We start from the raw sequence: 13,662 nt of genomic DNA on the forward strand, positions 1-13,662 counted from the left end.
TCGCTCCTGAGCCAGTGATCTAAGTGTGATTTGAACACCCAGTCCTGTCAATTTATCATGATAAATACTTGCGGCAAGTAATTTATAGTGATAAATGTGAATAAAAGTTAAACAGCTCTTAACATCACATCCACAAACTGGGAAGGAGTTTCCCCATGAAACAAATAAGAAGTGATTTCATGCAAAGGCTGCGGAGTGCAGCGAAAACCGCGTTGTTAGCGGTATGTGCGATCGTTCCTTTAACTGTGCAGGCGCAGACACCACCGAACGTGTTGATCGTCGGTCAGGTGGCTGAGCCTAAGTCGCTCGACCCGCATGCAGTTACCGCAGTGAACGACTTCCGGATCCTGATGAACCTTTATGAAGGTTTGGTCCGTTACAAAGATGGCACTCTGGAAGTGGAACCTGCTTTAGCAAAGAGTTGGACAGTCAGTGAAGATGGCAAAACCTACACCTTTACTTTGCAAGAAGGCGTGACATTCCATGATGGTACACCGCTGACGGCTGATGCGGTGAAGTTCAACTTTGACCGTATGCTGGATGAGAAACATCCGTATCATGAAACGGGTCCTTTCCCGCTCTCTTTCTTCTTCTCATCGGTAGAAAACGTCGAAGCCGTCGACCCGAAGACAGTGAAGTTCACCTTGAATGCTCCTTACGCCCCTTTCCTTTCCAACCTCGCTTACCCAACGGGCTTAATTGTCTCTCCTGAAGCGGTGAAAAAGCATGGTAAGGAATTTGGTCGTCAACCTTCGGGAACCGGTCCTTTCCGTTTCGCTGAGTGGGCGTCAAATAGCAAAGTGGTTGTGGTGCGTAACGACGATTACTGGGGCGACAAAGCCAAGTTGGAAGCGGTGGTATTCCGCCCGATCACAGACGCGAACACCCGAGTTGCTGAAATGCTGGCAGGCAGTATCGACATGATGGTGGAAGTACCGCCAAACGCATTGTCTGAGTTCCAGAATAACCGTTATCAAGTCGCTGAGCAGGCTGGCCCACACGTATGGTTCCTTATCCTGAATGCCAAGGAAGGCCCCTTCGCGGATAAGCGAATGCGTCAGGCTGTGAACTATGCCATCAACAAAAAAGCCTTGGTAGAAGGTGTGCTTGAAGGTACAGCAGAAGTGGCCGCTGGCCCAACACCGCCAGCTTTTGCTTGGGCTTACAACGACAGCTTGCAGCCATACCCGTATGACCCTGAAAAAGCCAAAGCGTTGATCAAAGAAGCCGGTCAGGAAGGCGCGAAGCTGACATTTTATGTCACTGAAGGTGGCTCCGGTATGTTGGATCCAGTGCCTATGGGTACCGCGATTCAGGCAGATCTGAAAGCGGTGGGTCTTGATACTTCGATTGAAACTTACGAGTGGAATACCTTCCTTGGCAAAGTGAACCCTGGTCTGGAAGGCAAAGCCGACATGGCGGAAATGGCTTGGATGACCAACGACCCTGATACCTTGCCATACCTGGCGCTTCGCACTGATGCATGGCCGGATAAAGGCGGTTTCAACTCGGGTTACTATTCAAACCCTAAAGTCGACAAACTGCTCGAAGCAGCGCGTGAGGCAACTGACCAAAATGAGCGCGCGGAGCTATACCGCGAAATGCAGGAAATTGTGCAGGAAGATGCGCCTTGGGTGTTTGTGGCGAACTGGAAACAGAATGCTGTGACCAATAATCAGGTGCAGGATTTCAAATTGCAGCCTTCATTCTTCCTTATTCTCAAGGATGTACAAAAATAATAATCGAACACTCAGGTCTTTGACCTGAGTGCTTTTTCCTGTTGATGAACGCAGAAAGGAGCACTGCGCGTGGGTAACTATTTTCTTCGACGATTGCTGTCCGCGATCCCAGTGCTTCTCGGGATAACGGTTATCGTCTTTCTCATCATGTCGATGATTCCCGGCGACCCGGCAACGGCCATTTTGGGCGCATATGCGACGCCGGATAATGTCGCTAAAATCAATAAAGATCTTGGTCTCGACCAGCCTTTGGTCAGCCAGTATTTTATCTGGTTGTCGAACATGCTTCAGGGGGACTTTGGCCGTTCCTATTCGCTCAACCGTCCTGTTCTGGATGAGGTGCTGGAACGCTTCAATGCCACGCTGATTCTGGCGGGTGTCTCCTTTGTGCTGTGTTCTTTGCTTGGCATCATCGCTGGTGCGGTGTCTGCGGCACGCCAGTTTTCGTTGACGGATAAAGGCATCACTCTGGTGGTGTTGCTTGGTATTTCTATTCCTTCCTTTTTCCTCGGCATGATGATGATCCTGCTGTTTGCCATCAATCTGCGTTGGTTACCGGTTTCCGGTATGTATGCGATCTACGGCGGTGGTGATTTACCTGACTTGCTCAAACATTTGGTGATGCCTGCGGTGGCGTTGGCGTCTGTGGCTACGGGGGTTATCGCCCGTCTTTCACGCTCTGCCATGCTCGAAGTATTGAGACAAGATTACATCCGCACTGCCCGTGCCAAAGGCGTACATGAGCGTCAGGTGGTATGGAAGCACGGACTGAAAGCGGCCATGGTCAGCATTATTCCGGTGCTCGGTATTCAGGCGGGCTTTGTGCTTTCAGGCGCGGTGTATATCGAGATGGTCTTTCAGTGGCCCGGCGTTGGCAAGATGCTGGTGGAAGCGATCCTCAAACGCGACATTCTGCTGGTACAGGGCGGGGTAGTGTTTGTGGCTTCTTGTTACGTGCTGTTCAACATTGCAGTAGACATGCTGCAAAGTTGGCTCGACCCGAGGATCAAAGCATGATGGCATTTTTGAAACTTCTGGTTCGAAACCGACTGGCGGCCTTTGGCGGCATTGTGATGTCGATGATTGTCTTTCTGGTATTGGTGACGCCACTGTTGGGGCTTCAAGACCCCGCCGTGACCGACACTGCAAACCGCTTTTTACGCCCTTTCAGTGATGGCCACTTGTTAGGGACTGATCATTTGGGTCGTGATTTGCTGTCCCGCTTGCTTTGGGGTACTCAACTGAGTCTCGCTGTTGGCTTTGCAGCAGCGCTCATTGCTGCGTTGATTGGTTCAGCGATTGGCATTATCGCAGGCTATTACGGTGGTCGTGTTGATAATCTCTTTATGCGCTGTATCGATGTGTTGATGGCCTTTCCCTATATTTTGTTGGCACTGGCGATTGTCGCAGCGCTGGGCCCCGGTTTGCTGAACGCTTTGATCGCGGTCGCGGCGGTCAATATTCCCTTCTTTGCGAGAAACATCCGCGGTGTGACCGTCTCGCTGGCACAACGTGAATTTGTTGAAGCAGCCAAGCTTTGTGGCATGTCTGACCGACGCATTATCTGGTCTGAGATTGTACCTAATATCGTTCCTGTGATTGTTATTGCGATGTCTACCACGATTGGCTGGATGATTCTGGAAACGGCAGGACTGTCGTTTCTGGGCTTGGGCTCCCAGCCGCCGCAAGCAGATTTGGGATCTATGTTAGGCGAAGCGAGAAATTCGTTGATCACTGATCCCCATGCGAGTGTGGTGCCGGGCATTATGATTTTCCTTATCGTGATGAGCATTAACCTCTTGGGCGATGGTGTGCGTGATGCGTTGGATCCAAGATTGAAATCAGGCGCACTCACCCGTCCTCAACCCGCCACCAAAGTGAGCGATGAGTTCCATTCTGTCGAAGCAAGTGAAACAAATCATTCGGTACTAAAAGTCGACAAACTGGAGACACAATTTCACATCATCCACCGTGTCTATAAGGCCGTGAATCAGGTGTCATTTGAGATCGCACCGGGTGAGTGTCTGGGATTGATTGGTGAAAGTGGCTCAGGGAAATCGGTGACGGCACTTTCTGTGATGGGATTGGTAGCCTCGCCCCCCGGGGTGATTTGTGGCGGTGATATCCGTTTTAAAGACGAATCCCTGATTGGGGCAAGTTACGAAACACTTCGAAGCCTGCGTGGTAAGGATGTGGCATACATCTTCCAGGATCCGTTGGCGACCTTGCATCCGCTCTATCGTGTCGGCGAACAAATGATGGAAGCGATTTTAGTGCACGAAAAATTGCCTGCGAGTGAAGCGAAGCAGCGTGCGATTTCTTTACTGGACGCGGTACATATTCCCAACGCTGAAGAACGGATGAAGGCATTTCCCCATGAGCTCTCCGGTGGCATGCGTCAACGTGTGGCGATTGCGATGGCTCTGGTGAATAACCCTTCACTCATCATTGCTGATGAACCGACAACCGCGCTCGATGTGACGGTACAGGGGCAAATTCTTGCACTGTTGGACGAGCTTCGACGTACCCGAAATGTCTCGGTGTTGTTTATTACCCATGACTTCGGGGTAGTGGCACAGCTTTGTGATCGGGTGGCGGTTATGTATGCCGGAAAGATTGTGGAAACTGGGCCGACCGAGTCTGTGCTGGATTCACCAGCTCACCCATATACGAAAAAGCTGATTGCCTGTGTGCCTGAGCTTGGACGAGGAAAAGGAGATTTGGAAGCGATTCCTGGGCTACCACCTGTGGTGGACAAACTGCCGCAAGGCTGTGCGTTTGCCGCAAGGTGCAGTAAAGCCCAAGACAGTTGCCAAACCGGTGAAGTAGCAAGAAGCGAAGCGTCAGGACGCATGGTGCTGTGTCATTATCCAGAAGAGAGGTTGGCATGACGGCGGCTCTACAAATTCAAAGATTGAAGAAAACGTACTTTTTTAAGAAACCTCTTTTTGCACCAGCACTTCCGGGTGTAAAAGCGGTACAGACGATTAATCTTGATGTGCAGCAAGGAGAGACTCTGGGCATCGTCGGCGAATCTGGTTGCGGAAAGTCGACGTTGGCAAGAATGCTGGTGGGATTGACGACACCGACCGAAGGCCGGGTGTTGGTTGAAGGGGAAGTGTTGTCACCGGATCGCCCCGAAGAAAATGGGAAACGTATTCAATATGTCTTTCAGGATCCTATCAGTAGTCTTAACCCTAGAAAAACCATTCGTCAGTTAATGGAAGTCCCGCTTATTTATCTTCACGGTATGGACAAATCAACGCGGGATGAACGTATTGCCGAGATCTTTTCGCAGGTCGGGCTACGAGAGGAGTTTTTGGCACGTTATCCCCACGAGTTTTCGGGTGGTCAGGCGCAGCGAATAGGTATTGCACGGGCATTAGCAGCGAACGCCAGAATATTAGTGCTTGATGAACCTGTCTCCGCACTGGATGTGTCTGTGCAGGCGCAGGTATTGAACCTGTTGGCTGAACTGAAGCAAACGTTATCTCTCACTTACCTGTTTATCAGTCATGATCTGGCAGTGGTAGAAGCGGTGAGCGACAGAGTCGCAGTGATGTATTTTGGTTCACTGGTTGAGCTTGCACCTGCTGAAAGGATTTTCAATTCTCCAAAACATCCGTACACTCAGTTATTAGCGAACAGTGCGCCTGTTGTTGGGAGGCCGTTACAGGTACCCACACAACATGCAGAACTGCCAGACCCGCTCAATCCACCTCAAGGTTGTGCATTCGCGGGTCGATGTCCCAATGCACAATCTGAGTGCCTTGCTGCTTCGCCGCCGCTGACACAAATTAAGGAGAATGAATTTGTCGCCTGCTACTTCCCGCTCGAATGACCCAACTCCTTCTGCAAAAATGCGTCGTCCCTATAAAGTAGCGGACGCCATTAAAACCTGGATTGTCGAACAGGGACTAAAGCCAGGAGATAAACTGCCCCATGAGCAAACACTGATGGAGCTGTTTGGCATGTCTAAAGGCACAATTCGCGAAACCATGCGGGTGCTAGAAGCGCAAGGTCTCATTGTGACGCGAACGGGTCCAAAGGGCGGGGCGTTTATCAATGCCGTGTCTGAAGCGATGGCAAGCAGCCTGCTGAGCAACTACTTCTTCTTTAACGAACTCTCTGTCAAAGACATCTATCAGTTACGCTGCCTGTTAGAGCCGGAACTTGTCGCTTCACTGGCAGGACGTCTTTCAGAAGAAGATCTGGCAAGGCTTGAAGCGAATATTCAAAAGTACGCCCAACCCGCGCTCAATGCCGAAGTTGAGCGCGCGCAGCATATCGACTCTCTCCAGTTCCACATCATTCTGGCTGAGCTTGCCGGAAATGAATTACTGGGCTTTATCATCCGTTTTATGGCCCGTATGCTCGCTGATCTCACGGTCAACAGACACCTTTATGAACCTCATAATCATGAGCTTTGGGAGCAAGGCTTTAATCACCAGAGAGATTTGATTCTGGCCTTGAAAGAGGGACGCTCTGGGGATGCCCGCAATATTATGCGTGAACATATGGAAGTAGCTCAGAAGCTGATGGAAGCGCAGGAAGTCGAAATGACTCGCAGGTTCATGCTTCACGCTCCCCAGCAATAAGTCACCCTCTCATTCTTGCCTCATGAGATGCCATTACTGATCAACTTTCAGTGATCCGTGATTGGCACGTTTCTGTATTGAAAATCATAATTTTAATGCAGAGAAACCACTCTGCACTTGCTGCTAAAACGTGGCAGTTGCGAGGGAATGGCAATGAAAAATGAACTCAACCCAGCGAAGTTACTGGCCGCTTTTGAAGTGGTGATGGAAAAAGGCGAAGACACCGAATTTGGTAAGATTTATGAAGGTGTGGAAGCATCCACAGACTACGACGGTTACAACGTCTATCTGAGGGGTAATGGCGTGGAACTGCATATCGGGTTCCACAACACCTATGATTTGAAATACGACCAAGCCCACCTGAGAGACAGTTTTCTGAAAAAGGTCGAGGCTTTGGTGACCGATAAAGTCGTTGATGACCACCATTAAAAAGCCCGGAATCCCCGGGCTATCTTTTACTTAGCGGTCATAGTGGTTTCTGCTGGCGTCAGCGTTTTTCTTTTTCCTTGCGTCATTTCCACCAGAAACCTCGTCAACGGTGTCTTCTCTAAGCACCACACCAAGCCCAGTGAGAGCAAAATAGTCAAAGGTGCCACAAGCATGTCTTTCACTGGTCCTTCAATCGCGTACATGCCGAACAGATTAAACAGCAAGATCAACGGTACGAAATGCGCGACATACACACCCAAAACACGCTTGCTAAGGGCAAAGGTGAGTGGCGTGTTGCCCAGATTCGGGTGATTCAGTAAAAGGGCAAACAATCCTAGCGCCATCACCGGCGTGCCTATCAGGAAGTCATGGTTGGCCATCCACACATCGTATCGAGACAGGTTAACGCCTTCTGCTAAACAGAGTGCCATGCCGCCAATCGTCATTGTCCAAGCCGCTTTGTTGGAGAAGCGGATATTGCGACGTCGCATTTCAAATCCAGCGGTGACCATCAATAAGCTGAAAAAGGGTCCATTGCGGGTGAAGATAGGTGCTTCCCCTTCCATAATAGGTTGGTAGCTACCCGCACCCAGTCCCCAAACATACAGACCGAGTGCCAGAGGCATGATAAGGCCTTGCTGGTTCTTATTAATCAGCAAAGCGAGTATACCAAGCGCTGAAAGCAGCCCCGGGATATACCAAAGATGCACCAAGCCACCTTCAAAAAGCGTGTTGAGCGGCGCTTGAAGTAGATAGTTCCAGTATCCAGTGCGCTCTGTGAGATAGCCTTCTGTCATGGCAACATCCAACCGGAAAGGTACCGCAAGATAAATAAGGCTCCACGCCAGCCAAATCATCATCAATGGCTTGGCATAGTGCATAAACGTGCGGGTTGGGGTTTCAGTCAGTTTAGGTTGGACAAAGTAACCCGTCAGAACAAAAAAGAAAGGAACGGCGAAGCGGCAGATTTGGTTAATTACATCGGACAGTGTGTTGATGCTTTCGCTGTAAGCCTCCCCACGAAGAGGGCCTGCGTGGATGATAACAACGGCCAGAATAGCCAATAAACGACCCATCTCTAATGAAGGGATACGGGCGTTGGACATGTGGTCTCCTCAAATTGCACAGCGTGCACAAGTAGAAAAAGCAGAGTGAACGCGAACTATATGTAATTTTCGTCCTTAATCTGAGGCGTGATTCTCGAATATGCGAAGACAGAAATTAAAAGCGTTGCAAATTGTAAGTGATTGGTTGAAAAAGCATCGGCAAATCTCCACTTAGAAAAGCCAAACCTAATCACGCATTCGGGTCTACCCTGTATAGTCGAACGCCCCTATTCCTGTGGGAAGCGATTTCTCATGAAGGGTGTTTGGATATTCTGAGCTTGCCGAAACTGCAGAAGGCAAGCACTAGAAGCGAGGAAAGTGGCACCAAGATGCGCAGAAATGTATCGAATCGGCTATCAGTGAAAACTTATCTGATATCACTGTGTTCTACATGTTTCTTTACGCGACGACGCCTGCTATACTCCCGGCCCTGATATAAGCCAGTAATTGTTTATAGAGACGAACAATGACAGATCTAAGTAAATACAGAAACATTGGTATTTTCGCGCACGTTGATGCGGGTAAAACCACTACTACCGAGCGTATCCTGAAGCTAACCGGTCAAATCCACAAGACTGGTGAGGTTCATGATGGTGAATCGACTACTGACTTCATGGAACAGGAAGCTGAGCGTGGTATTACTATCCAGTCTGCAGCTGTAAGCTGTTTCTGGAAAGACCACCGCTTCAACGTTATCGATACTCCGGGACACGTTGACTTCACCGTTGAAGTTTACCGTTCTCTGAAAGTACTTGATGGCGGTATCGGTGTTTTCTGTGGTTCTGGCGGTGTTGAGCCTCAGTCAGAAACCAACTGGCGTTACGCTAACGAATCAGAAGTTGCACGTATCATCTTTGTAAACAAGCTGGACCGTATGGGTGCAGACTTCTTCAACGTTGTTGAGCAAGTTAAAAACGTTCTGGGTGCAAACCCAGTAGTGATGACTCTGCCAATCGGTCGTGAAGATGAGTTCGTAGGTGTTGTAGACATTCTGAACCGTCAAGCATACGTTTGGGATGACACTGGTCTGCCAGAAAACTACGAAATCAAAGAAGTTCCAGAAGATATGCTGGAGCAAATGGAAGAATACCGTGAGATGATGATCGAAACTGCTGTTGAGCAAGACGATGATCTGATGATGGCTTACATGGACGGCGAAGAGCCTTCTATCGAAGACATCAAGCGCTGCCTGCGTAAAGGTACTCGCGACTGTTCATTCTTCCCAACTTTCTGTGGTTCTGCATTCAAGAACAAAGGTATGCAGTTGGTACTGGACGCAGTTGTAGATTACCTGCCGTCTCCAACAGAAGTTGACCCACAGCCGCTGACTGACAAAGAAACTGGTGAGCCAACTGGTGAAGTTGCAACTGTTTCTGCTGACGAGCCACTGCGCGCGCTGGCGTTCAAAATCATGGACGACCGTTTCGGTGCCCTGACCTTTATCCGTATTTACTCAGGCGTTATGAAGAAGGGTGACACCATCCTGAACGCAGCGACGGGTAAAACTGAGCGTATCGGCCGTATGGTTGAGATGCAAGCAGACGAGCGTAACGAGCTGACGTCTGCGCAAGCGGGTGACATCATCGCTGTTGTTGGTATGAAGAACGTTCAAACTGGTCACACTCTGTGTGATGTTAAGCACGAATGTACGCTTGAGCCAATGATCTTCCCAGTACCAGTAATCTCTATCGCTGTGTCTCCTAAGGACAAAGGCGGTTCTGAGAAAATGGGTATCGCGATCGGTAAGATGGTTGCAGAAGATCCATCATTCCAAGTTGAGACTGACGAAGATTCTGGCGAAACCATCCTGAAAGGTATGGGTGAACTTCACCTGGATATCAAAGTTGACATCCTGAAGCGTACTTACGGTGTAGACCTGATCGTTGGTCAACCACAGGTTGCTTACCGTGAAACTATCACTCAGCCAGTTGAAGACAGCTTCACTCACAAGAAGCAGTCTGGTGGTTCTGGTCAGTTCGGTAAGATCGACTACCGTATCAAGCCAGGTGAGCCAAACTCAGGCTTCACTTTCACTTCTACTGTTGTTGGTGGTAACGTTCCTAAGGAATTCTGGCCAGCAATCGAGAAAGGCTTCGCGGGCATGATGGAAACGGGTGTTCTGGCTGGCTTCCCAACGCTGGACGTTGAAGTTGAGCTGTTCGACGGTGGCTTCCACGCAGTTGACTCATCAGCAATCGCGTTCGAAATCGCAGCGAAAGGTGCATTCCGTCAATCTATGCCAAAAGCTGGTCCACAGCTTCTTGAGCCAATCATGAAAGTTGACGTATTCACTCCAGAAGATCACGTTGGTGACGTAATCGGTGACCTGAACCGTCGTCGTGGTATGATCAAAGACCAACAAGCTGGCGCAACTGGCGTTCGCATCAAGGGTGATGTACCACTGTCAGAAATGTTCGGTTACATCGGTACCCTGCGTACTATGACTTCAGGTCGTGGTCAGTTCTCTATGGAGTTCGCACACTACGCACCATGTCCAGCAAACGTTGCTGAGAAAGTTATCGCTGAAGTTAAAGAGCGTAACGCTAAGAAGTAATTCTTAACGACTTTCTAAAAGAAAAACCCGCAGCTTGCTGCGGGGTTTTTGTTTGCCTGAAGAACGCCTTTTTATTGCTGAGGCGTTGGTTGCGTGGCCAATCTTGCTAGAGTCACCAACGCTTTCTCTACTTTCCTCACCGCCAAATCGCATTTATCCAACCTATGGCGTTTAACGACATAGGCGGGGTTGTTATAACCAAGCCAGACAGTTCCATCATCGTCTTCCCATATCAGGGCTTTTTGCGGCAGGTCAATACCAGCGGTCTGATTACACTCGATCAGAGAGCTACCGACGTTAGGGTTCCCAAAAATGACCAATTCCGTAGGACGCAAGTCTCTGCCTGTTTCTCGCGCACCATCTTCGTGGTCAATACGGCCTATCACATTCAAACCATGCGCTCTTACTGCCGCTATAAGACGGTCTGCAGTGGTTCGTACATCGTATTGGCTTTGTACCTGAACCATTCCTTCCAGCGCCGTTGAAGGCAGGCTAACGAAGGCAGCAATGAACGCAAAAAGTCGGATGTTCAATTTCATAGCTGAATCCTTTTTACGAATACCAAATTGAATAATCGCCAATACCTAACCCCTCATGTGCACTGTCATCAATGGGTAAATGCCAATAAATCAGTGTTAATGAATAGTTAGGTATGCAGAAGACACCATTCATCACGTTTAAATGGATGAAGTAGAACTGCATGCCGACACATAAAGACTAGCAAATTGTTTTAGAAGTCACTTAAATGACTGAGAATCAAATGTTGGATTCTAGGGGCTGTTGTTCTTTGGTGATGGTTTTTGCAGCAGTTTGTGGGGATTTTATGCAAGGCAGAGGCTTCGAAATGTAGCAGGCCTACATGAGAAGCCGATAACGCAGGAGAAAGTCCCCACAAACGCTGCCCGAAGGGTTCTTCCCTAAGCGTTTTATGCTTTGTTGAGGTGGATTTGCTTAGAATTACTAGGCGGCATAAACCTCGCCGCGCCTAAAACGCTTAGGGCTAGAACAAAATTCAACCACCAAAGGTCAACAGCCCCTACGCAAGGTGTTTAAAGTACCAGCTTATAGCCGACGCTGTAGACGGATTGCACGACTTCGTCTTCAGCACTGATAGCATTGAGTTTTTTGCGCAGCTTTTTGATATGACTATCAACGGTTCTTTCGCTGACAACTCTATGATCTTGATAAATATTATCGATAAGTTGCTGTCGTGAAAATACCCGCCCAGGGTCGCTGTATAGAAGATTCAACAGGTTGAACTCGATGGCAGTTAATGCCACTTCCTGTTGTTTGAACGTCACGATGTAACGTGACTCGTCGAGCTCCAGATTACTTGGGGTTTCTTGTTGGTTCGTCTGATTTCCAAGGCGACGAAGCACGGTTTTTACTCTGGCAACCACCTCTCTGGGGGAGAAAGGTTTACAGATATAGTCATCGGCACCCAACTCCAATCCGAGTAACCGATCAATCTCTTCGACTTTGGCGGTAATCATGATAATGGGAACATCACTTTGCTGTCGGATTTCACGGCATACAGTCAGTCCGTCTTTCTCTGGCAGCATCAGATCCAACAAAATCAAATCCGGCCGATGAACTTGCTCCCAATCTACCGCTTCAGCACCAGTAAACTGTTGGGTAACGTCGTGGCCTGCTTGAAGGAGATAGTCTGTGATCAGTTGAGAAATTTTAGGTTCGTCTTCAACAACAAGTATCTTAGCCATGCTCTTTTCCTGAGTTAAAGGCATTGGGTAAATTCACGGTAATCCTTAACCCGCCTAATGGTGAGTGGCTGGCCTGAATACTTCCAGCATGCGCTTCGGCAATTTTATGCACGATAGCGAGCCCAAGGCCTGAACCGCCTTTTTCCCGGTTTCTTGAGCTTTCTACCCGGTAGAGTTTTTCGAATAAACGGGGTAAAGATTCATTTGGTACGCCGGGTGCGGAGTCTTCGACGATCAGACTAACTAGGTTATGTTCTCTTGCCAGAGATAATCGAACAGTGCCCGGAGAATCGGTATATTTCTCGCTATTGCTCAGCAGGTTCTCAATAAGCTGTTGTATTCGAGTCTCGTCACCGTCAATCCAGATTGATTCATCGCCTACTTCCCATTCCAGATTTAGCCCAAGCTTTTGCATTTGAAGCGCGCGTCGCCGACAGGATTCTTTCACCAGTTCGCTGATATCCAAGTCAGACATTTTGTAGCGATACGCGCCTATGTCTGCATTTGTCAGCTCATACAAGTCCTCGATCAATTTCTGTAGATGAACGATCTCTTCTTCAATAGAGGCTAACGTTTTTTGGTTCGCAGGTCGGATTCCGTCAATGATTGCTTCGAATTCTCCTTTGATGATGGATAGAGGCGTCCTGAGTTCATGAGCTGTACTGGCTAACCACTCTTTGCGGGCACTTTCTGCGGACTCTAGTGTGGCTGCGAGCGTATTAATGTCAGCCGCTAACTTGGCCACTTCGTCTTTTCCATAAACCTTCGTGCGGGCAGTATAGTTACCTTTTGCGATCTCCCCTGTGGTCGAGGCGATCTGGGTGACAGGTCGAATAAAAGCTCTTGAGAAGAACAGAGCAGCAATGGCACCCAACAAAAGCGCAACCAGAGCTAACAAAAGAAATGCATGTTTCTGGCTTTCTGCGAAAGCTACGTCATAAGAAGCTTCCGGCACCTTGGATGGCGGCCAGGCAAGGTAAGCGATTAGGGTGCCATCGGCAGTGATGGGTAATGTTGAGAAGTCTTTCTTATAAGGTCCTTTGACGGGGACGTGATCTTCATTGAGCAGAGAGACACGAAGTTGATCTTGTGGGGGAGGATGTCGACCCCGCTTCCTCTCGTGAGGTGGCGGTGGTTTGCTGCCAAACTCTCTGCTCCTTGGTGGCGGCCGTCGAGCGTTATCTGGCTCAAAAAGCATGCTCATCACCCAGCTGGCCATCAACTCATCGGTGAGGGTTTCACCTTGCTTTGAACTCTCCACAAGTTGGTGCCAGTAATAGGGTTCTTCCTCAATGAGGGAAAGGTTGCCATTTAACTCATGGAAGTGCTTGATGTTGTCAGCCAATGTTTGGAAAACGACGGCTTCACGTTGATTAATATAGCGGATTAAACCTTGGTCGAAGCTCCATTGAATAGCGATGTAGAGCAGCATGAGAATCGCACCCAACGTAATGAGAAAACTAAGCCATAAGCGGACAAACAGTGACATGAAAACTCCAATTCTTTGACTTAACA

11 protein-coding genes are annotated in these 13,662 nt (G+C 48.9%); 7 read left to right on the forward strand and 4 right to left on the reverse strand.

Translation table 11 applies throughout. The annotated features are described in order from the left end of the window. The first annotated feature begins 155 nt into the window (after window positions 1-155). From QL223_RS00315 to QL223_RS00340, 6 genes are all read left to right on the forward strand, one after another. A complete protein-coding gene (locus tag QL223_RS00315; protein WP_281543508.1) occupies window positions 156-1,739 on the forward strand; it encodes an ABC transporter substrate-binding protein in 1,584 nt (527 codons plus the stop codon). A 69-nt stretch (window positions 1,740-1,808) separates the two neighbouring features. After that, on the forward strand, window positions 1,809-2,756 hold the full coding sequence (locus QL223_RS00320; RefSeq protein ID WP_281543509.1) for an ABC transporter permease: 948 nt from the start codon (window positions 1,809-1,811) through the stop codon (window positions 2,754-2,756). Further along, the gene (locus QL223_RS00325; protein ID WP_281543510.1) at window positions 2,753-4,630 is read left to right on the forward strand and encodes a dipeptide/oligopeptide/nickel ABC transporter permease/ATP-binding protein; all 1,878 of its coding nucleotides are present in this window, start codon (window positions 2,753-2,755) and stop codon (window positions 4,628-4,630) included. Before QL223_RS00320 ends, QL223_RS00325 begins: the two co-directional genes overlap by 4 nt. Further along, window positions 4,627-5,580, forward strand: a complete 954-nt coding sequence (locus tag QL223_RS00330; protein ID WP_281543511.1) for an oligopeptide/dipeptide ABC transporter ATP-binding protein — start codon at window positions 4,627-4,629, stop codon at window positions 5,578-5,580. Before QL223_RS00325 ends, QL223_RS00330 begins: the two co-directional genes overlap by 4 nt. Continuing rightward, window positions 5,552-6,337 carry an FCD domain-containing protein gene (locus QL223_RS00335; RefSeq protein WP_002538172.1) on the forward strand — a complete coding sequence of 262 codons (786 nt, stop codon included), beginning with the start codon at window positions 5,552-5,554 and terminating at the stop codon, window positions 6,335-6,337. The genes QL223_RS00330 and QL223_RS00335 overlap by 29 nt, the downstream gene beginning before the upstream one ends. Before the next feature lie 153 nt (window positions 6,338-6,490). Next, window positions 6,491-6,766, forward strand: a complete 276-nt coding sequence (locus QL223_RS00340; protein WP_002538173.1) for a DUF3081 domain-containing protein — start codon at window positions 6,491-6,493, stop codon at window positions 6,764-6,766. A gap of 26 nt (window positions 6,767-6,792) precedes the next feature. Here the strand turns inward: QL223_RS00340 and QL223_RS00345 are convergent, their stop codons facing one another. Continuing rightward, on the reverse strand, window positions 6,793-7,872 hold the full coding sequence (locus tag QL223_RS00345; protein WP_281543512.1) for an acyltransferase family protein: 1,080 nt from the start codon (window positions 7,870-7,872) through the stop codon (window positions 6,793-6,795). Between the two features lie 466 nt (window positions 7,873-8,338). Here QL223_RS00345 and fusA point away from each other — a divergent pair, with 466 nt between their 5' ends. Further along, entirely contained in the window at window positions 8,339-10,426 is a 2,088-nt protein-coding gene (gene fusA, locus QL223_RS00350; protein WP_002538175.1) for an elongation factor G, read from the forward strand. A 71-nt stretch (window positions 10,427-10,497) separates the two neighbouring features. On the opposite strand, the gene QL223_RS00355 is transcribed toward fusA, so the two are convergent. From QL223_RS00355 to QL223_RS00365, 3 genes are all read right to left on the reverse strand, one after another. Further along, the gene (locus QL223_RS00355; protein WP_281543513.1) at window positions 10,498-10,965 is read right to left on the reverse strand and encodes a DUF302 domain-containing protein; all 468 of its coding nucleotides are present in this window, start codon (window positions 10,963-10,965) and stop codon (window positions 10,498-10,500) included. A 510-nt stretch (window positions 10,966-11,475) separates the two neighbouring features. Continuing rightward, the gene (locus QL223_RS00360; protein ID WP_002538178.1) at window positions 11,476-12,147 is read right to left on the reverse strand and encodes a response regulator; all 672 of its coding nucleotides are present in this window, start codon (window positions 12,145-12,147) and stop codon (window positions 11,476-11,478) included. After that, window positions 12,140-13,636: an ATP-binding protein gene (locus QL223_RS00365; RefSeq protein WP_281543514.1), complete on the reverse strand. Its 1,497-nt coding sequence runs from the start codon at window positions 13,634-13,636 to the stop codon at window positions 12,140-12,142. The genes QL223_RS00360 and QL223_RS00365 overlap by 8 nt, the downstream gene beginning before the upstream one ends. Window positions 13,637-13,662 lie beyond the last annotated feature (26 nt).

The sequence above is a fragment of the Grimontia sp. SpTr1 genome, assembly GCF_947387585.1.
GTDB classification, from domain to species: domain Bacteria; phylum Pseudomonadota; class Gammaproteobacteria; order Enterobacterales; family Vibrionaceae; genus Enterovibrio; species Enterovibrio indicus.